This window comes from Streptomyces milbemycinicus (genome assembly GCF_002154605.1).
Lineage (GTDB): Bacteria > Actinomycetota > Actinomycetes > Streptomycetales > Streptomycetaceae > Streptomyces > Streptomyces milbemycinicus.
In genome coordinates this window covers 1-22,538 of sequence record NZ_MUNE01000199.1, presented here as the reverse complement: position 1 = coordinate 22,538, position 22,538 = coordinate 1, and the positions used below count along the sequence as shown (strand labels likewise).

Sequence of the window (22,538 nt, the reverse complement as noted above, 5' to 3'; positions counted from 1 at the left end):
CAGTCCACATGACTGGACGGCACCTCCAGATGAAGCGTCCTGGGCACCGCACCCCGACGCATCGCCATCACCATCTTGATAATGCCCGCAGCACCCGCCGCCGCCTGCGTATGACCGATGTTCGACTTCACCGAACCCAGCAACAGCGGACGATCCGCCTCCCGATCCTGCCCGTACGTGGCCAACAACGCCTGCGCCTCAATGGGATCACCAAGCGCCGTCCCCGTACCATGCGCCTCCACCACATCCACATCACCCGCAGACAACCCCGCACTCGCCAACGCCTGACGAATCACCCGCTGCTGCGACGGACCATTCGGCGCCGTCAAACCATTCGACGCACCATCCTGATTCACCGCCGAACCCCGCACCACCGCCAACACCTCATGCCCCAGGCGCCGGGCATCGGACAACCGCTCCAACACCAGCATGCCGACGCCCTCCGACCAGCCGGTGCCGTCGGCCGTGTCGGAGAACGACTTGCAGCGGCCGTCGGAGGCCAGGCCGCCCTGACGGTCGAAGTCGACGAAGGTCTCCGGGGTCGCCATGACGGTGACGCCGCCCGCGAGCGCCAGCGAGCACTCCCCCGATCGCAGTGCCTGCGCGGCCATGTGCACGGCGACCAGCGAGGACGAGCATGCGGTGTCGATGGTGACGGCCGGGCCTTCGAGGCCGAGGGTGTAGGCCACCCGGCCCGAGGCCACGCTGCCGGATGTGCCGTTGACCACGAAACCGCGCAGCGCCTCGGGCAGGCCGTCCCCGGCCACCGGGTAGTCGTGGTACATCACACCGGCGAACACACCGGTGGCGCTTCCCTTGAGCGTCAGCGGGTCCATCCCGGAGCGTTCCAGGGCCTCCCACGACGTCTCCAACAGGAGCCGTTGCTGTGGGTCGATGGCGAGCGCTTCGCGCGGGGAGATCCCGAAGAAACCCGCGTCGAAGTCGCCTGCGTCGTACAGAAACCCGCCCACGCGGGCGAAGGACACGTCGGGCAGGGACCAGCCCCGGTCGTCGGGGAAGTCGGAGATGCCGTCGCGGCCCTGAGCCGTCAGCTCCCACAGCTCCTCGGGGGAGCTCACCCCGCCCGGATAGCGGCAGGCCATCCCCACGATGACGATCGGGTCCCCGGTCACGGTGGGGGCGGCGGGCACCTGCGGGGTGGCGGTGGTGCCCTGGCTGCGCGCGCTGAGGAAGTGCGCGACGGCCTCGGGGGTGGGGTAGTCGAAGATGAGGGTGGTGGGCAGCCGTACGCCCGTGGTCTCGGTGAGCTGGTTGCGCAGCTCCACCGAGGTCAGCGAGTCCAGTCCGAGGTCCTGGAAGGTCAGCGACGGATCCACGGCCTCGGCGGACGGATGCCCGAGCACCGCGGCGACCGCGGTCCGTACCAGCCGGGACACCGCGTCGGTGAGGTCGGCCCCGGTCAGCCCCGCCAGCTCGGCCAACGGGCCGGCCCCCGCGCCCGGCGCGCCGGCCGCCACCGCCCGCCGTACCGGGGCGGGCACCAGTGCGCGGAAGGCGGCGGGCACGGTGCCTCGGGCGCGCAGCGCCGCGCGGTCCACCTGGGCCGCTACGACGGCCGGTTCGCCCGCGGTCGGCGCGGCGTCGAACCAGGCCAGTCCCTGCTCAGCGGTGAGCGGTGGCAGGCCGGCCCGCGTCATGCGGCGCATCTCGGCGTCCGTGAGGGTGCTCGTCATGCCGCTGCCCTGCGGCCATGGGCCCCAGGCGATGGCCAGGCCCGGCAGCCCCTGGGCGGCGCGCCGCCGTACGAGGGCGTCCAGGAACGCGTTCGCCGCGGAGTAGCTGCCCTGCCCGGCGTTGCCCAGGACGCCGAACACGGAGGAGAACACGGTGAACGCGGTGAGGTCATGGCTCCGGGTGAGCTCGTGCAGATGCCATGCACCGGCCGCCTTCGGCCGGAACACCGTGTCCAGTCGTTCCTCGGTCAGCGCCTCGACCAGCCCGTCGTCGAGCACACCGGCGGCGTGCACCACACCGGTCAGCGGATGTGCCGCCGGGATGTCACCGATCAGCCGGGCGACGGCGGCGCGGTCCGAGACATCGCAGGCGACGACGGAGACCTCGGCGCCGAGCCGGGCCAGCTCCGCCACCAGGTCGTCGGCGCCTTCGGTGGCGCGGCCACGGCGTCCGGCCAGGACGAGATGGCGTACGCCGTGCGCATCGGCCAGATGCCGGGCCACCTGGGCGCCCAGCCCGCTCAGTCCACCGGTGACCAGTACGGTGCCGTCGGTGTCCCAGACGGCCTCCGGGCGGGGCTCGGCGACCTGCTCCGAGGGGCGCACAGGGGTCAGCCGGAGCGTCAGCAGGCGGTCTTCGCGTACGGCGAGTTGCGGCTCATCCAGCTCCAGTGCCGCGCGCAGCGACCCGGCCGTGGGCGGGGCGTCCGTGCCATCCGGGTCCAGGTCCAGGAGGACGAAACGGCCGGGGCTCTCGTGCTGGGCGGAGCGGACCAGCCCCCACACCGCCGCGCCCACCAGGTCGGGCGAGGCGTCGGCGTCCGTCGCCACCGCGCCTCGCGTCACAAACACCACCGCGGGCGTGTTCTCGGGCTCGTCCGCGTCCCGCAGATGCCGCTGCAACCGGTCCAGCGCCGCCGAGGTGGCGGCGCGCACCGCGTCGAGCGTGTCGTCCTCGGCCGCGGCCCCGGCCGGTGCGGCGACCGGGACCAGGACCACATCCGCCGGTGCCGTGGCCTCGTCGATCACGGTCTCGCCCGCCGAGCGCAGCACGTCGGCCAGCCCCCAGGCGTGCGGGCCGGCCACCGACCACCGACGGGCCTGACCATCCTCCGCCGACGGCGCCGCGTCCACAGCCACCCAATCCAGGCGCAGCAGCGGTTGCCCGCCCCTGCCGCCACCGTCGGGCGTGTACGGGAGGAGGGCCAGCGAGCGTACGGAGGCCACCACCTGGCCCTCCGTGTCGGCGACGGTCAGCGTGACCGTGTCGTCGCCCGCGCGGCTCATCCGGACCCGCAGCACCGAGGCGCCCGAGGCGTGCAGCGACACCTCGGTCCAGGCGAACGGCAGCCTTGCGCCCGCGGAGTCGTCGAGCCCGGTGTACGACACGATGTGCAGGGCGGCGTCGAGCAGGGCCGGGTGCAGGCCGAACGCGGCTGCGTCGCCCGCGATGTGCCCGGGCAGCGCCACCTCGGCCAGTACGGCCTCCTCGGTCTGCCAGAGCGCGCGTACGCCCCGGAACGCCGGGCCGTAGTCGAATCCGGCCGCGCTCCGCCGCTCGTAGAAGTCGTCGAGGTCGACCGGCACGGCGTCGGCCGGTGGCCAGGTCCGGCCGTACGCCCACTGATCGGCCGCGTTGCCCTCGTCCGCCGGGACCGGCACGCGCCCAGGTGCGCCGGGCTCTCCGGGCGCGAGCACGCCCGTGGCGTGCCGGACCCACGGCGCGTCGGGCGCGTCGTCAGGGCGGGAGTAGATCCCCAGGGTCCGGCAGTCGGTGTCGTCGGGCGGGCCGAGGGCCACCTGAACGGGAATGCCGCCGTGTTCGGGCAGCACTAGGGGCGCGGTCAGGGTGAGTTCACGTACCAGGCCGCAGCCGGCCTCGTCGCCCGCCCGGACCGCCAGCTCCACGAAGCCGGTGCCGGGGAAGAGCACCTGCCCGGCCACCACATGGTCGGCCAGCCAGGGTTGGGCCGTCGTCGACAGGACGCCCGTGCACAGCAGCCCTCCGGTGTCCGGGAGTCGCACGACGGCGCCCAGCAGCGGGTGTTCCGGCCGGTCGAGGCCCGCCGATGCGACATCGGCCGCACCGGCCGTCCGCCCGGCCCAGTAGCGCTCGCGCTGGAACGCGTACGTCGGCAGCTCCACCCGCCGCGCCCCGGTCCCGGTGAACAGGGCGGGCCACTGTACGGGGACGCCGTGCGCGTGCAGACGGGCCGCGGCGGTCACGACGGCGGTCTCGTCGTCCTCGCCGCGGTCCGTACGGAGCATCGGCACCGCGGTGACGCCCGGCAGCTCGGCGAGGTTGTCGCCGGTCAGGGCCGTGAGTGTCGCGTCGGGGCCCAGTTCCAGGAACACCCGGGACCCGGCGGAGGCGGCCGCGGCGATCGCCGCGGCGAACCGCACCGGGCGTACGACATGGTCCACCCAGTAGTCCGGTGTGCTGATCCGTGCCGCGTCGGCCAGCTCGCCGGTGACGGTCGAGAGGATGGGGACGCGCGGCTCCTGGAAGGCCAGCCGCTCGACGGCCGCCCGGAAGTCCGCGAGCATCGGGGCCATCAGCGGGGAGTGGAAGGCATGGCTGACCCGCAGCCGCGTGGCCTTCCGGCCTCGCGCCTCGAAGCGGGCCGCGATGTCCGCCACGGTCTCCGCGTCGCCGGAGAGGACCACCGAGGACGGGCCGTTGACCGCCGCGAGTTGTGCGCGGTCGGTGTGGTCCACGAGCAGCGGCTCCACCTCGTCCTCGCCCGCCCGCAGCGCCACCATGGCCCCGCCCTCGGGCAGCGCCTGCATCAGCCGGCCACGCGCGGCCACCAGGGCACACGCGTCGCCGAGGGAGAGCACACCGGCGATATGCGCGGCGGCGATCTCGCCGATCGAGTGACCGATGAGGAGGTCGGGGACGATCCCCCAGGACTCGGCCAGCCGGAACAGCGCCACTTCGAGCGCGAACAGCGCGGGCTGCGCGTACTCCGTACGGTCGAGCGCGGCGGCGTCCGCGCCGAACATCACCTCGCGCAGCGGCCGGCCCAGCTCGCCGTCCAGCAGCGTGCACACCTCGTCGAGTGCGCGGGCGAACACGGGGAAACGGTGAGCCAGCTCGCGGCCCATCCCGATGCGCTGCGCGCCCTGACCTGCGAACAGCAGCGTCAGGGGCCCCGCGCTCGCGGCGACCCCCCGCGCCGCCTCCACCACGCCGTCCGGCGTGGACAGCAGCACCGCGCGGTGCTCCAGCTGGGCGCGGGTGGTGGCGAGGGAGTAGCCGATGTCGGGCGCCGGGGCGCGGGTGTCGGCCAGGAACGAGTGCAGGCGGTCGAGCTGGGCGCGCAGCGCGGCGTCGGTCCGACCCGACACCGGCCAGGGCACCACGCGGGGGGCGGCCTCGGGTGTTGTGTCCGGGGGCGCGAGCTCCGCGGCGGTGGCCGGTGGCGGCTCGTGGGGTGCCTGTTCGACGATGACATGGGCGTTGGTGCCGCTGATCCCGAACGAGGACACCCCCGCGCGGCGCGGGCGTTCCGCCTCCGGCCACGACATCGGCTCGGTCAGCAGCTCCACCGCGCCCGCCGTCCAGTCCACATGCGAGGACGGCGCGTCCACGTGCAATGTCCTGGGCAGCGTGCCCTGGCGCATGGCCATGACCATCTTGATGACGCCCGCGACACCCGCCGCGGCCTGGGTGTGTCCGATGTTGGACTTGATCGACCCCAACAGCAGCGGACGCCCGGCGTCCCGGCCCTGGCCGTAGGTGGCGAGGATCGCCTGCGCCTCGATGGGGTCGCCCAGCCTGGTGCCGGTGCCGTGTGCCTCGACGGCGTCGACGTCCGCGGGGACGAGTCCCGCTCCGGCCAGCGCCTGGCCGATGACCTGCTGCTGGGACACGCCGCTCGGCGCGGTCAGCCCGTTCGACGCGCCGTCGGAGTTGACCGCCGAGCCGCGCAGCACCGCCAGGACCCGGTGGCCGTTGCGGCGGGCGTCCGACAGTCGCTCCAGCACCAGCATGCCCACGCCCTCGGACCAGCCGGTGCCGTCGGCGGCCTCCGCGAACGCCTTGCACCGGCCGTCCTCGGACAGCCCGCCCTGCTTGGCGAACTCCACGAAGATGCCGGGCTCGGACATCACGGTGACGCCACCGGCCAGGGCCAGTGAGCATTCGCCGCTGCGCAGCGACTGGGCCGCAAGGTGGAGGGCCACCAGCGACGAGGAGCAGGCGGTGTCGACCGTGAGCGCCGGCCCGCGCAGTCCGAGCGTATAGGCGACCCGGCCGGACAGGACGCTGGGAGACGTTCCGGTCAGCACATAGCCCTCGGCGTCGCCGGTCGCCTCGTGCAGCCGCGGGCCGTAGTCCTGGGCCATCGCGCCGACGAACACACCGGTCCGGCTGCCGTGCAGTGACGAGGGCGCGATCCCCGCCCGCTCGACGGCCTCCCAGGTCACTTCGAGCGCCAGCCGCTGCTGGGGATCCATGGCGAGGGCTTCCCGGGGCGAGATCCCGAACAGCGCCGCGTCGAACCGGTCGGCGTCGTACAGGAAACCGCCCGGCCGCTGTGTGGCCAGCACCTCGGCCGCCCAGCCGCGGTCGGCCGGCATCGCAGAGACGGCGTCGGCTTCGCTCGCCACCAGGTCCCACAGCGCCTCGGGGGTATCGACCCCGCCCGGGTAGCGGCAGCCCATGCCCACGATGACCACCGGTTCGTCGGCGGGCGCGGCGGGGGCCCGGGGCGGGGTCTCGCCGGTGCCGGTGGCGCCGCTGGTCTCGGTGGCCAGCCGGGCGGCGATCCGGTCCGGTGTGGGGTGGTCGAACAGTGCGGTGTCGGGCAGTCGCAGACCGGTGGCGGACCTCAGCCGGGACATGAGTTCCACGGTCATGGTGGAGTCGAAGCCGAGTTGTTTGAACGTCAGGCTCGTGTCGACCCGCTCCGGTTCGGCGTAGCCGAGCACCATCGCGGTCTCGGCCCGCACCAGCCGCGCCATGTCCACACGCGGCCGCCTGGCAGCCGGCTCCGCGGGCGCGGGCGCCTCGCCTGGTACGGGCTCGGGGGCACCAGGGAGCGCGGCGGGGCTGTATTCGGTGACCTGGCCCGCCGGTTGTCCGTCCAGCCAGTGGCGTTCCCGCTGGAAGGCGTAGGTGGGCAGTGCCACTCGCCTGCCGCCCCGCTGGGCGAAGTAGGCATCCCAGCGCACCGGGACGCCGTGGACGTGCAGTTCGGCCATCGCGGTCAGTACCGTCAGCGACTCGTCACTGCCGGGGCGGAGTGTCCTGACGACCGCGGGGGGCGTGTCGATGGGACCTTGAGTGTCTTCGGCGTCCGCGGCACTTGTGGGAAGCTGGTCGAGGCATTCCCGGGTCATCCCGGTGAGCACCCCGTCCGGCCCCAACTCCAGGAACGCGCCGGCGCCACGGCCCCGCAGGGTACGTACGGTGTCCGCGAAGCGCACGGTCTCGCGGGCGTGCCGCGCCCAGTACTCCGCGGAGCACAGCTGCTCGGCGGTCGCGAGTTCGCCGGTGAGGTCGGACACCACGGGGATCCGGGGCCCGGCGAGGGACAGCCCGGCCACGACCTGGCGGAAGTCGTCGAGCATGGCGTCCATGCGGGGCGAGTGGAACGCATGGGAGACCCGCAGGCGCTTGGTTCTGCGCCCCGCGTCGGCGAAGTGTGCGACGACGTCCTCGACCGCGTCCTCGGCGCCGGCGACGACCACGGACGCCGGGCCGTTGACCGCCGCGAGGGAGATCTCGTGCTCCCGACCGGCCAGCAGCGGACGCACCTCGTCCTCGGGGGCCTGGATCGAGGCCATCGCGCCGCCGGTGGGCAGCGCCTGCATCAGCCGGCCACGCGCCGCCACCAGCGTGCACGCGTCCGCGAGGGACAGTACCCCGGCCACGTGGGCGGCGGCGACGGCCCCGATCGAGTGCCCGGCCACGAAGTCCGCGGTGGTGCCCCAGGACTCCAGCAGCCGGAAGAGGGCCACGTGGAGGGCGAAGAGCGCGGGCTGGGTGTAGGCGGTGCGGTGCAGCAGATCGGCGTCGTCGGTGCCCTCCGGCGCGAACATCACCTCGCGCAGCGGCCGTTCGAGGTGTCCGTCCATCAGGGAGCAGACGTCGTCCAGCGCCCGTGCGAACACCGGATACCGCCGGTACAGCTCCTGCCCGGCCCCGGCCCGCTGCGAGCCCTGGCCGGAGAACAGAAACGCGGTGGTGGCGGCAGAGTACGGCGCCGAGCCTTGGATCGCGCCGCTGCCAGGGGTGCCGTCGGCAAGCACGGTCAGGGTGCGCAGTGCACCGTCCCGGTGCCGGGCGAGGACCACGGCGCGATGGTCGAACGTGGCCCGCGTCGTGGCCAGGGAGAAGCCCACATCCGCGATGGCCGCCGGACTGGTTTCCGGGCCGCCGTCCGCGTCATCCGGCCCGGCCGCGCCGCCATCGCCGGTTACATGGGCCGCGAGCCGGGCCGCCTGCGCGCGTAGCGCGTCCGGTGTCCTGCCCGACAGCAGCCACGGCACAAAGCCGGGCTCGGGGCCCTCGCCGTCCGCGGCCGCCATGAGGTCTGTGGCCGGTCCCGCCGCGGCGGACGTGGCGCGCCCTAGCGACGCGGCGTCCGATACGACGAGGTGGCAGTTGGTGCCGCCCATGCCGAACGACGACACCCCGGCCAGGACCGAGCCGTTGTGGGCGGGCCAGGGGCGCGGCGACGTCACCACGTCGAGGCGCCACTCGTCGAACCGTATCCGCGGGTTGGGCCGCTCGAAGTTCAGGCTCGCGGGCAGGGTGCCGTGGCGGAGCGAGAGCGCGACCTTCAGCAGCCCGACGATGCCCGCCGCGCCTTCCAGGTGGCCGACGTTGGTCTTCGCGGAGCCGACCAGCAGTGGCTCGTCGGCGGGACGGCCTGCCCCGTACACCGCGCCGAGGGCGGCGGCCTCGACGGGATCGCCGACGCGGGTGCCGGTGCCGTGCAGTTCGACGTACCGTACGGCGGTCGGGTCGGCGCCCGCGCGGCGGCAGGCCGCGCGCAGCACGGCCTGCTGGGCCCGCTGGTCGGGGGTGGTCAGGGCGTCGCCGGCGCCGTCGTTGTTGACCGCGCCGCCCTCGATGACGCAGTAGATCTCGTCGCCGTCGGCCACGGCGTCCGCCAGCGGCTTGAGCAGGACGAGACCGCCGCCCTCACCACGGACGTAGCCGTTGGCGCGCTCGTCGAAGGTGAAGCACCGGCCGTCCGGGGACAGGCCACCGAAGCGGGCCGCGGCCTCGGTGCTCTCGGGCGTGAGGTTCAGCTGGACACCGCCGGCCAGCGCGGTCCGTGACTCGCCGCGGCGCAGGCTTTCGCAGGCGAGGTGGACCGCGACCAGGGACGACGACTGCCCGGTGTCGACCACCAGGCTGGGGCCGCGCAGCCCGAGGAAGTAGGAGACGCGGTTGGCGATGATGCTGCGGTTCAGCCCGGTGAGGGTGTGGTGGCCGATGCCCGCGACGCCCCGGCGCCGGTCCAGGGTGCCGTAGTCGTCCGCGGTCACGCCGACGAACACGCCGGTGTCACTGCCGCGGACGGCGTCCGGCGGCATTCCGGCGTCCTCGAGCACCTCCCAGCCCAGCTCCAGCATGAGGCGCTGCTGCGGGTCCATCGCCCGGGCCTCGCGCGGGGAGATTCCGAAGAACTCGGCGTCGAAGCGGTCGACGTCCGCCAGGAAGGCGCCGTGCCCACGATGGCCGGGGCCGCCGTCACCGGGGCCGCCGTCGCCGTTTTCATGGTGGGCGTTTTCGTGGTGGGCGTGTCCGCGACGCCCGGGGGGCGGCTCGGACACCGCGCTCACCCCGTCGCGCAGCAGCTCCCAGAACCGCGCGGGGTCCGGTGCGGACGGGAGCCGGCAGGACAGCCCCACCACAGCGATGGCACTTTCCCGGTGCGTACCGGGCCGGTCGGCAGGACTGGACTCGGATGGACTCAACGCTCCGCTCCCCACACACAAGTTGTCTCGTCCGGCCCCGCGCCGGCCCAACACACCCGGGCAGCCCGGGTCAACGCCCGTAGAACTCCGCGACCTTGCCGATGATGTAGTCCTGGTCCGCCTCGGTCAGTCCGGTGTGGGTGGGCAGACACAGGCCGTCCGCAGTGAAGCGGCCGGCGTTCAAAGAGGCCCAGTCCGGATCGAAATAGAGGGGCTGCTTGCTCATCGGCTGAAAGAACCGCCTGGTCTCGATCGACGCCTCGGCCAAAAACGCGCACAGTTCATCGCGTCGCTCGGCCAGCACGTCGTACATCCACAACACATCCCGCGGCGGCATACGGGTGATTTCCTGGATGTCCCCGAGTCCGGCGTCGTAATACGCCTCGACCTTCCTGCGCCGGTCGAGAAATTCGTCTATCTTCTCCAGCTGCCCGAGAGCGACTGCGGCCTGCAGATTGGTCATACGGAAGTTGTAGGCCAGTTTCTTGTGCAGGAAGTCGTGCTCGGGACCGATGGCCATGCCGCGCAGATGCGCCATCTGTTCGGCGAGCCTACCGTCGTCGGTCAGGCAGATGCCGCCCTCGCCGGAGGTGATGATTTTGTTGGCGAAAAGGGAGAAGCACGCCACGTCGGCGACCGGCCGGACGCCGTGCGCCTCGGCGGAATCCTCGATCACCCGCAGGTTGTACTCGAACGCGATCCTCATGATCACGCCCATATCGCAGCGGCGCCCGTGGACATGGACGGGCATGATGACCTTGGTACGCGGCGTGATCTTGGACTCGATGAGCGCCGCGTCGATGTTGAGGTCGTCACCGCAGTCGACGAAGACGGGCGTCGCGCCCGTATAGGTGACCGCCCACGCGGACGCGACGAACGTGAACTCGGGGACCAGCACCTCGTCGCCGGGGCCCACGCCAAGGGCGCGCAGCGCCAGGGTGAGCGCGGCCGTACCCGACGAGCAGGACACTCCGTGCGCCACTCCGTTGTAGCGCGCGAATTCGTTCTCGAACTGCCGAACATAGGGTCCCGCGGCCGATATCCACCCGGAAGCGATCGCCTCGGTGACGTACTTCAATTCCGCGCCCACCAGATATGGTTTCGCGGCTTGGTATGTGAAGGTCATGCCATTCCTCATTCAGCCGTGGGGCCATGGGCGCTGCCCTTACGCCACTCTATCCGCACCCCAATGCAGAATCACTAAGGGAAGTACCAGAGCCCTTTGGTGCAGGGTCCGGTCACCGCCCCGGAACTAGCCATTCCTCAATCGCACGCGCGGTGTCCGCCGCCTTTTCCTCGATCACCGAGAAGTGATTGGCCGCCATCGGCCGTACGGTGTGCGAGGGGTCAAGCGGGGAGCTGCGCCAGCGGTCGAACTCCGACTCGGCGCCGGGGAACCCCTCCGCGCACTGGAGGAACAGAACCGGCATCGGCACCGGCTCGTACTCCAGATGTGCGGCGATCTCGAACCAGTGGGCCATGCCGGACAGCCGCGCGCTGTGGAACTCCCCGAACTCGGACTCGCTCCGGAAGATCTGGTCCAGCAGCCCGCCGACCAAGGAGCCCTGCGACTCCACACCGGTGGGGCGGAAGGTGTCCATCATGACGACCGACTCCGGCAGACGTCCGCCGGTCCGCTCGAGATGGCCGGTGACGGAGTAGGCGAGCGCGCCCGCCGAGGAGTGGCCGACCAGGACGTAGGGGTCGTGGTCGGCGGCCTGCTCGATGCTCGCCGCCAGGGTGCGCAGGGCGACCTCGGCCGTGGCGGGCAGGCTCTCCCCCGCACCGTAACCGGGCAGCGGGATCGCCGAAACCGGCCGGGTGCCGCGGAAGTGGCTGGCCAGCCGGGCGTACTGATGCACACCGCCGTTGACGACGGTCGAGCTGAGGCAGATCAGGCGGGGCGTGGCGGGCCCGTCGGCGAGGGACACCGGGCGGGCCATGTGCCGGGGGTCGTCCGGCTGGTCGTAGGTGGGCCGGATTTTGGCGATCGCCTGCAGCATATGGAAGCCGTCGCCCACCTTGTCCTCGACGACCGCGGTACGGAACATCCTGCTGACGGTGTCCTGTTCCCCGGCCGTCCCCTCCCGCGAGGTCGGCTGTGGGCCGGTTCCGCCGGGGCCGGCGAACTCGCGACGTATCCAGCGGGCGAGTTCGGCGGGTGTCTTCTTGTCGAACACCAGCATCGGGGACAGTCGCAGCCCGGTCAGTGCGGTGAGCTTGTTGCGCAGCTCGATCGCGCTGAGCGAGTCGAATCCCAGCTCCAGGAAGTCGCGTTCGGGGTGGACGGCCGCGGCCTCGCCGTGGCCCAGCAGGGTGGCCGCGTAACCGCGTACCAGCTCCTCCACCGCGGTGTCCTGCTGGTCCTCGGTGAGTCCGGCGAGGCGCCTGCGCAGCCAGTCCGGACCAGTGCCGTCCGGGGTGGCGGCGGTGGCGGTACGGCGGGTCGGCGGCACCAGGGCGCGCATCAGCGGCGGTAGTTGGTCGGCGTGGGCGCGCAGGGTCGCCATGTTCATCCGGACCGGCACTGGGTTGGCGTGGCGCAGCGGAACCGCGGCGTCGAACAGGGCCAGGCCCTGGGCCACGGACAGCGGTGGCAGGCCCGTCCGCGCGCTGCGCCGCAGCTCGGCCCCGTCCAGGGTCGCGGTCATCCCGGCGCTCTGCTCCCATGCGCCCCAGGCCAGGGATGTCGCTGCCTGACCACGTGCGACGCGGTACCCGGCCAGTGCGTCCAGGAAGGCGTTCGCCGCCGCGTAGTTGCCCTGTCCGGCCGCGCCGCTGACCCCGGCCAGGGAGGAGAACATCACAAAGGCGGCCAGGCCCAGGTCGCGGGTGAGCTCGTGCAGATGCCACGCCGCGTCCACCTTCGGGCGCAGTACGGCGCTCAGCCGCTCCGGCGTCAGCGCCCCCACCACACCGTCATCCAGCACACCCGCCGCATGCACCACCGCCGTCAGCGGATACTCCACCGGAATCGACGCCAGCACACCCGCCACCGCATCACGGTCCGCCACATCACACGCCACCACCGACACCTCGGCACCCAGCTCCGCCAACTCCGCCCGCAACTCCACCGCACCCGGAGCATCCAGCCCACGACGGCTCGTCAGCAGCAGTCGACGCACTCCGTGCCCGGCCACCAGATGGCGGGCCAGTTCGCCGCCCAGACCACCGGTCCCGCCCGTGATCAGTACGGTGCCCGTGCCGTCCCACGGCTGGGTGGCGTCCTCGTCCGGGGCCAGCCGGGCGAGGCGCCCGACGAGCAGCGCGCCATCCCGTACGACAGCCTGCGGCTCACCCGACGCCAGCAGAGCGGGCAGGTGGCCGGAGAGCACGCCGTAATCCCCCGACGGTGTGCCGTCTTCCGCACCGAGGTCGAGCAGGACGAACCGGCCGGGGTTCTCCGACTGGGCCGAGCGCACCAGCCCCCATGCCGCGGCGGCGGCGAGGTCCGTCACGGATGCGCCGTCGTCGTCGGCGACCGCGCCCCGGGTCACGAACACCAGCCGGGAGTCGGCGAACCGGTCCTCGGTCAGCCACGTCTGGACCAGTGCGAGCACCTGCGCGACGGCTCGGTGGACCTCGGCCACGTCCGTGAACTCCCGCGTGCCGATGGCCACCGACACCGCGTCAGGCACCGACTCCAGCGCCGCCAGCCCCGCCAGCCCCGTCGCCGTGGCGTCCGTCAGCTCGACGGCGTCCGTGGCGCCGTCCGCCGCCGCGCGGCCCTCGCCGCGGTGGACGGGAATCCAGTCCAGGCGGAACAGGGCGTCGCGGGCCACCGCGCCGCCGTCCTGGGCCATGGCGTCAGGCGACACCAGGCGCAGCACCAGCGAGTCCACCGAGAGTACGGGGGCTCCGGCCGGATCGGTCGCCGTCAGCGCCACCGCGTCGGTGCCGACCCGGGCGAGCCGGACGCGCAGCACGGAGGCGCCACCGGCGTGCAGCGACACTCCGTTCCAGGAGAACGGCAGCCGGCCGCCCCCGCCCGCTCCCAGGTCCACGAAGGACACCGCGTGCAGGGCGGCGTCCAGCAGCGCCGGATGCAGCCCGAATGAGGCCGCGTCCCGCGCCTCCTCCGGCAGGGCCGCCTCCACGAACACCTCGTCACCGCGCCGCCACACCGCCCGCAGCCCCTGGAAGACCGGGCCGTATGCGAATCCGTCCGCGGCGGTGCGCTCGTAGAAGCCGTCCACGTCGACGGGCTCGGCACCCGGCGGAGGCCAGGCCGCGCCCTCCCGCGCGTCGGGTGTGTCGTACGGCGTGTCGTGCGGTTCGCCGGGGGCCAGGGTGCCCGTGGCATGCCGGGTCCACGGGTGGTCGGGCGCCTCGGCGGGGCGTGAGTACAGGCTCAGCTCCCGGCGGCCCGACGCGTCGGGTGCGCCCGCCCACAGCTGTACGACCGCCGTGTCCCGCTCGCCCAGGGCCAGCGGCTCGGCGAGGGTGAGCTCCTCCACTCGGGAGCAGCCGACCTGGTCGCCCGCGCGGGTCGCGAGCTCCAGGAAGCCCGTGCCCGGGAAGAGCGCCGTGCCGCCCACCACATGGTCGGCCAGCCACGGGTGGGAGCCCACCGACAGACGGCCGGTGAAGAGGACACCTTGGGAGCCCGCGAGTTCCACCTCGGCGCCGAGCAGAGGGTGCCGGGCGGGCGTCAGGCCCAGGCCGGAGGCGTCGTGGGCCGCGGGGAGCGCAGGCGACCAGTAGCGCTCGCGCTGGAAGGCGTACGTCGGCAGCTCCACACGGCGCGCGCCGCTGCCCGCGAAGAACGCCTCCCACCGCACCGCGGCGCCGGTGACATACAGCCCGGCCAGTGCCGCGACGACCGAGACCTCCTCACCGCGGTCCTTGCGGCACAGGGGCACCACGGCCGCCTCCGAGGTACGTTCGCCCAGGATGTCCCGGGTCAGCGCGGACAGGACCGCATCCGGACCGATCTCGACGAAGGTGTCCACGCCCTGGTCGCCCAGTCGGCGCACCGCGTCGTCGAACCGCACCGCCTCGCGTGCGTGTCGCACCCAGTAGTCGGGCGAGCCGATCTCCTCCGCCGTGGCCGGGTGGCCGGTCAGGGTGGACACCAGCGGGATCCGCGGGGCCTGGTACGCAAGGGTTGCGGCGACCCGCCGGAAGTCCTCCAGCATCGGCTCCATGAGGGGCGAGTGGAAGGCGTGGCTGACCGTCAGCCGCCGGGTCTTGCGGCCGTCGGCGGTGAAGAGGCCGGTGAGTTCCAGCACCGCGTCCTCGGCCCCGGCGATCACCACCGAGCGCGGGCCGTTGACGGCGGCGAGGGACACGCTGTCGGCGCGGTCGGCCAGCAGCGGTGTCACCTCCTCCTCAGTGGCCTGCAGCGACACCATCGCGCCGCCGGCGGGCAGCGCCTGCATCAGCCGGCCACGCGCCGCCACCAGCGCGCACGCGTCCGCGAGGGACAGCACACCCGCGACATGGGCGGCCGCGATCTCGCCGATCGAGTGGCCCGCCACCTGGTCCGGGGTGACACCCCAGGACTCCAGCAGCCGGAACAGAGCGACCTCGAGGGCGAAGAGCGCGGGCTGGGTGCACTCGGTCCGGTCGAGCCCGGCGGCCTCGGGGGTGTCCGGCTCGGCGAACACCACATCCCGCAGGGGCCGGTCCAGCAGGGTGTCCAGATGCGCGAAGACCGCGTCCAGGGCCTGCGCGAACTCCGGGAAGCGGTCGTACAGCTCCCGGCCCATGCCGGGTCGCTGTGAGCCCTGGCCCGCGAACAGGAACGCCGTCTTGCGGCCCCCACCGGCCGTACCCCGGGCCAGCTCCACGACCCCGTCGCCGGTGGCCAGCAGCGCCACTCGGTGGTCGAGCGCGGAACGGCTCGTCGCCAGCGAAAACGCCACGTCCAGCGGCCGGAGGACGGGGTGGTGTTCCAGGTGTGCCAACAGCCGGTCGGTCTGGGCGCGCAGCGCCTCCTCGGTGGCTCCGGAGACGAACCAGGGCGCCGGCCGGTCGGACGGCGGGGCCACGTCACTGGGTCCGCGCTCCGGCGCCGGTGCCTCTTCGAGGATCACATGCGCGTTGGTGCCGCTGATCCCGAACGACGAGATGCCCGCCCTGCGGGCCTTGTCGCCTGCCGGCCAGGGCACCGGTTCGGTGAGCAGCCCCACCGCCCCCGCCGACCAGTCCACATGCGAGGAAGGCGCGTCCACGTGCAGCGTCCTGGGCAGCGCCCCGTGCCGTAGCGCCATCGCCATCTTGATGACCCCCGCGATACCTGCGGCCGCCTGGGCGTGGCCGATGTTGGACTTGACCGACCCCAGCCACAGCGGCGCCGCCTCGGCGGGCCGACGGCCGTACGTCGCGAGCAGCGCCTGGGCCTCGATCGGGTCGCCCAGTGGCGTACCGGTGCCGTGCCCCTCCACGGCGTCCACATCCGCGGCCGCCAGCCCGGCGTCCGCCAGCGCCTGGCGGATCACCCGCTGCTGGGACGGGCCGTTGGGAGCCGTCAGGCCGTTCGACGCGCCGTCCTGGTTGACGGCAGAGCCGCGCAGGACGGCCACCACCTCATGCCCGTTACGCCGGGCGTCCGACAGCCGCTCCAAGGCGACCAGCCCCGCTCCCTCGGCCCAGCCGGTGCCGTCCGCGGACTCCGAGAACGCCTTGCAGCGGCCGTCGGCGGCCAGCCCGCCCTGTGCGTTGAAGGCCAGGAACGGCCCGGGGTTGGCCATCACCGCCACGCCACCGGCCAGCGCCAGGGAACACTCGCCCGAACGCAGCGCCCGCGCGGCCCAGTGCAGCGCCACCAGCGACGCCGAGCAGGCCGTGTCCACCGTCACCGCGGGGCCCTCCATGCCGAGGGTGTACGACAGCCGACCGGAGATCACACTGGTGGCCTCGCCTGTGAGATAGCGGCCCTGGAGCTCCGGGGGCGGGGTGTAGCCGCTCCCGGCGGCGCCGATGAACACGCCCGTGTCGCTGCCGCGCAGTCCGGCCGGGTCGATGCCCGCCCGCTCCAGGGCCTCCCAGGCGACCTCCAGCAGCAGGCGCTGCTGCGGGTCGGTGGCCAGCGCCTCGCGCGGGGAGATGCCGAAGAAGCCCGCGTCGAAGTGGCCCGCGGCGGAGAGGAATCCGCCCTCCCGCACATAGTCCCCCTCCAGCGGCCAGCCGCGGTCGGCGGGGAACGGGGACATCGCGTCCCGGCCGTCGGCCACCAGCCGCCACAGGTCCTCGGGCGAGCCGACATCACCGGGGTAGCGGCAGCCCATGCCCACGATCACGATCGGGTCGTCGTCGGTGTCGCGTAGATCCGTCCGGCGGCGGCCTGCGACCACGGCGGGCGCCGCCACTTCGTCCCCGTCGCCGAACAGCTCGGTGAGCAGAAAGTCCGTGAGGACGAGCGGGGTGGGGTAGTCGAAAACGAGGGTGGACGGCAGGCTCAGGCCGGTGACGGCGTCCAGCACATTACGCAGCTCCACCGCGGTCAACGAGTCGAACCCGAGCTCCCTGAAGGCGCGGTCGGCGCCGATCGCGTCCGCGTCGGCGTGTCCGAGCACGGCCGCGGCCTGATCGCGTACCAGGCCGAGCAGCAACTCGGCGCGCCCGGCGTCCGGCAGGCTCTCCAGCCGCTCCCGGAACGCGGCGACCGCCGACCGCTCCCCCTGCCGTGCCGCCCGGGCCCGCTCGAGGACGCGCCGGACCTCGGGGAGCCCGGACAGCAGAGGGCTGGGCCGGGCCGACAGGAAGGCGGGGGCGAAACGCTCCCAGTCGACGTCGGCCACGGTCACGGCCGCGTCCTGCCGGGTCACCGCATCCCGCAGCGCGCTGATGGCCAGATCGGGGGCGAGGAGACCGAGCCCGCGCCGGAGCAGATACTCGGACATCGCGTCCTCGGTGGCCATTCCGGCCCCGGCCCAGGCGCCCCAGGCCACCGACGTGGCCGTGGCGCCGCGCGCCCGCCTGGCCTCGGCCAGGGCGTCCAGATACGCGTTGGCCGCTCCGTACGCGCTCTGCCCACCGCTGCCCCACACCCCGGCGATCGAGGAGAACAGCACGAACAGGTCCAGCGGCCGATCGCCGAGCAGCGCATCGAGGTTGGCCGCGCCCGCCACCTTGGCGGACACGATGTCGGCGACATCCGCGGGGCCCATCTCTCCCACCGGGACCGACCTGCCGACACCGGCCGTGTGGACGACGCCGGTCAGCGGGGTGTCGGCGGGGATGTCGGCCAGCACCGCGGCCAGCGCCGGGCGATCCGCCACATCACAAGCCACGATCGAGACCTGGCAGCCCGACTCGCCCAGCTCCGCCGCCAGCCGGGCCGCGCCCGGCGCGTCCGGCCCGCGGCGGCTCGTCAACACCAGCCGCTCGGCTCCACTGCGGGCCAGCCAGCGCGCCACTTCCGCGCCCAGCGCACCGGTGCCGCCGGTCACCAGCACCGTTCCCGTCACGGAGAAGCCCCGCTCCTCGCGCTCCGTACGGCCGGATGCCAGCCTGCGGCCGAACAGACCGGACGGCCGGATCGCCACCTGGTCCTCGCCGTTGCCGTCGCCATCGCCCATGCCATCGCCGACGGGCCCGGCGGCCAGCACCCCGGCCAGCCGCCGGGCGGCCCGCCGGTCGACTTCCTCGGGCAGGTCGACCAGGCCGCCCCAGCGTCGCGGATGCTCCAGCGCGGCCACCCGGCCGAAGCCCCACACCTGGGCCTGAACGGGGCTCGCCACCCGGTCCGAGCGGCCGATCGACACCGCGCCCCGGGTCACACACCACAGCGGCGCCTCGATCCCGGCGTCGCCGAGAGCCTGCACCAAGGCCACGGTCCGCGCCAGGCCGACGGGCACGGCGGGATGGTCGGCAACCGCCGACTCGCCCAGCGCCAGCAGCGACAGCACCCCCGCGAAACCCGCCCCGTCCGTGGCCACCTGGGCCAGCTGCCCCGCCAAGGCCGTACGATCCGCCTCACCGGCTCCGGGCTCGCCGACTTCCAAGAGGACAGCATCGGTCCCAACGGCCGCGAGTACGGAGGTCACCCACGCGTCCTCGGCGTACCCCGCCGGCACCACCGCGAGCCAGGTCCCGGGGGCGGTGTCCATCACCGTATCGGCCAGCGGCGTCCACACCACCCGGTAGCGCCAGCCGTCGACCAGCGACCGCTCCCTTCGCTGCCGTCGCCATGACGACAGCGCGGGTACGACGGGGCTCAGCGCCGCGCCGTCGACGCGCAGGCTCGACGCCAGGGACTCGACGTCCTCCCGCTCCACCGCGGTCCAGAACTCCACGTCGGCAGGGTCCGCATGGACCGCGGCCCGGGTGTCCGCCTCCTCCTCCCCGGCCGCCTCGGGCCAGAAGCGCTCGCGCTGGAAGGCATAGGTGGGCAACTCGACCGGGTGTGCCCCGGTGTCCGCGAAGAACGCCGACCAGTCCACCGCCACCCCGGCGACATGCAGTCGCGCCACGGCCGTGAGCAGGGTGGTCTCCTCGTCCCGGCCCCGGCGGAGCGCCGGAACCACGACCGTGTCGCCGGAGCGCTCCGGCAGGTTGTCCCGCGCCATGGCGGAGAGCACGCCGTCCGGGCCGATTTCGAGGAAGGCGGTCACTCCGGCCGCGCCCATCGCGGCCACCCCGTCGGCGAACCGGACGGCCTCGCGTGCATGCCGCACCCAGTACTCGGGCGAACACACAAGTTCCGCCGGCGCGGGCGCACCGGTCACATCGGAGACCAGTGGGATGCGCGGGGCCTGGAAGGACATCCCGGCCACCACGGCCCGGAACTCCTCCAGCATGGGCTCCATCAGCGGGGAGTGAAAGGCATGGCTGACCGTCAGCCGTTTGGTCTTGCGCCCGTCGTCCCCGAACCACGCCGCGACCTTGGACACCGCGGACTCGTCGCCGGAGATCACAACCGACTGGGGGCCGTTCACCGCCGCGATCGACACGCTCTCGCCCAGATACGGAATCACCTCCCCCTCGGTGGCCTGCAGCGACACCATCACGCCACCGGCGGGCAGCGCCTGCATCAGCCGGCCGCGGGCCGCCACCAGCGCGCACGCGTCCTCGAGCGACAACACGCCCGCCACATGGGCGGCGGCCACCTCGCCCACCGAATGCCCCGCCAGGTGGTCGGGGCGCACCCCCCACGACTCCACCAGCCGGAACAGCGCCACTTCGAGAGCGAACAGCGCGGGCTGCGCCCACCCCGTCTCATCCAGCAGCGCGGCCTCGGCCGACCCGGCCTGAGCGAACATCACCTGACGCAGCGGACGGTCGAGGTGTCCGTCGAGGTGTCCGTCGAGGTGCCCCAACACCTCGTCCAGAGCCTGCGCGAACACCGGGAACCGCTCGTACAGCTCCCGGCCCATCCCCGCCCGCTGGCTGCCCTGGCCCGAGAACAGCAACCCGAGCCCGCCGCCCGGCCGCGCCACGCCCCGGGCTGCCCGCGCCACACCGTCCGGACCGGCCAGCAGTACAGCACGGTGTTCGAACGCGGGCCGACCCGTCACCAGCGAGAAACCGACGTCCACCGCTCTGGGCCCGGTGTCCGTCAGAAGCGCGGTGACGCGCTCGATCTGGCCGTCCAGCGCCTCCTCTGTCTTCGCCGACACCGGCCACGGTACGACGGGGGGGACATGGGTCCCCGGGTCCGGCTCCTGCTCGGCCGGTGGCGCCTGTTCGACGATGACATGCGCGTTGGTGCCGCTCATGCCGAACGACGACACCCCCGCCCGGCGCGGGCGCCCGGGGTCCGGCCACTCGACCGGGTCGGTCAGCAGTTCCACCGCCCCCGCCGACCAGTCCACATGGGACGACGGCCGATCGATGTGCAGCGTCCTGGGCAGCGTGCCGTGGCGCAGCGCCATGACCATCTTGATCACACCGGCCACGCCCGCGGCGGCCTGGGAGTGCCCGATGTTGGACTTGATCGACCCCAGCCACAGCGGACTGTCGGCGTCCCGGCCCTGGCCGTAGGTGGCGAGGATCGCCTGTGCCTCGATGGGGTCGCCCAGGGTGGTGCCGGTGCCGTGCGCCTCCACCGCGTCCACGTCCGACGTCGTCAGCCGGGCGTTGTCGAGGGCTTCCCGGATGACGCGCTGCTGGGCGGGGCCGTTGGGCGCGGTCAGGCCGTTGGACGCCCCGTCCTGGTTCACCGCGGTGCCGCGGATGACCGCGAGCACCTGGTGGCCGTTGCGCTCCGCGTCGGACAGCCGCTCCAGTACGAGGATGCCGACCCCCTCCGACAGCCCGGTGCCGTCCGCCGCCTCGGCGAACGCCTTGCACCGGCCGTCCTCGGACAGGCCCCGCTGAGCGCTGAAGTCGATGATCACCCCGGGGGTGGACATCACCGTGACACCACCGGCCAGGGCCAGCGAACACTCGCCGGTCCGCAGCGACTGCACCGCCCAGTGCAGGGCGACCAGCGACGACGAGCACGCGGTGTCGAGGGTGACGGCCGGCCCCTCCAGCCCGTAGAAGTACGACAGCCGCCCGGAGGCAATGGAGCCCGAGGCCCCGTCGAGGCCGTAGTCGTGGTACATCAGCCCCATGAAGACACCGGTCCGGCTGCCCTTCAGCGAGGCCGGGTCGATCGCCGCCCGCTCGACGGCCTCCCACGAGGTCTCCAGCAACAGCCGCTGCTGCGGATCCATGTGCAGGGCTTCGCGCGGTGAGATCCCGAAGAAGCCCGGATCGAAGTCGGCCGCGTCGTGGAGGAAGCCCCCCGAACGCGTATACGACTTGCCCGGTGTGCCCGGCTCCGGGTCGTACAGCTCCGACAGGTCCCATCCCCGCCCCACCGGGTAGCCGGACGGCCGGCCGCGGTCCGTGGGAAACGCCGAGATGGCATCCGTGCCCTCGGCGACCAACCGCCACAGCTCCTCCGGCGACGTCACCCCGCCCGGATAGCGGCAGCTCATCCCGACGATCGCGATCGGCTCCCGCTCGCCCGTCTCCAGCGCGAGCACCCGCTGACGGGTCTGGTGCAGGTCCGTCGTCACCTTCCGGAGGTATTCGAGGAGCTTTTCGTCGTCCATAGCAAGCCTTCACCCGTATTCGGTCAGATGGTCGCCGGTCGTCGGCTCAGTGGAGGTCCAGCTCGTTGTCGATGAAGGCGAAGATCTCTTCCGCCGAGGACGAACCGATCCGGGATTCCACCGAGGCCGAATCGGACTCGCCACCGGTCCACTTGAGCAGCAGGGATTGCAGCCGCACGGTCACGGCGCGGCGTCGTTCGTCGTCGGACACCGAGGACAGCAGCTCTTCCAGCCGGTCGATCTCGTGCAGGGCCGGATCCGTGATCTCGTTGTCATCGGACAGCTGAGCCGCCATGTACCCCGCGGCGGCCTGTGCGGTGGGGTAGTCGAAGACCAAGGTGGCGGGCAGCCGGAGTCCGGTCGCCGCGTTGAGCTGGTTGCGCAGTTCCACCGCGGTCAGCGAGTCGAATCCGAGCTCGTTGAAATTACGGTCCGCCTCGACCGCGTCGGCGGAACCGTGGCCCAGAATGGCGGCGACATGGCCGCGTACCAGATTGGTCAGCAGGTCCAGCCGTTCCTGTGTGTCCAGCCCGGACAGCTGCCGCTTGAGGCCGTCGGCGTCACCGCCGCCCGCGGCCTCCCTGCTCAGCCTGCGCGACGCCGGGACCAACCCGCGCAACAGCGCGGGAATCTCACCCCTACGAGTACGCAAGGCAGCCGTATCCACACGCGAGGCCGTCACCGTCGCCACCCCGGACGCCAGCGCGGCGTCGAACGCCCGCAACCCCTCGGCGGCCGAAAGCGGCAGCAGCCCCTGGCGCAGCAGCCGGGCGCGGTCCACCTGGCTCAGCAGGCCGCCCATGCCGGTGTCCGACCATAGGCCGAAGGCGACGGAGGTGGCGGGCAGGCCCTCCTCATGCCGATGCTGGGCGAGAGCGTCCAGGAATACATTCGCCGCCGCGTAGTTCGCCTGACC

At 73.1% G+C, this 22,538-nt stretch carries 3 protein-coding genes and 1 pseudogene; all 4 read right to left on the bottom strand.

The window, feature by feature from the left end; translation table 11 throughout:
- Positions 1 to 9,569, bottom strand: a 9,569-nt coding sequence (locus CCN51_RS17500; protein WP_143675827.1) for a type I polyketide synthase, incomplete at its 3' end; no start/stop codon positions are given.
- 133 nt (positions 9,570 to 9,702) lie between these two features.
- Positions 9,703 to 10,758: a DegT/DnrJ/EryC1/StrS family aminotransferase gene (locus CCN51_RS17495; RefSeq protein WP_014174577.1), complete on the bottom strand. Its 1,056-nt coding sequence runs from the start codon at positions 10,756 to 10,758 to the stop codon at positions 9,703 to 9,705.
- A gap of 112 nt (positions 10,759 to 10,870) precedes the next feature.
- Positions 10,871 to 21,607, bottom strand: a pseudogene (locus CCN51_RS17490) (type I polyketide synthase); the annotation flags it as partial.
- A gap of 61 nt (positions 21,608 to 21,668) precedes the next feature.
- Positions 21,669 to 22,538, bottom strand: an 870-nt coding sequence (locus tag CCN51_RS17485; RefSeq protein WP_143675826.1) for a phosphopantetheine-binding protein, incomplete at its 5' end; no start/stop codon positions are given.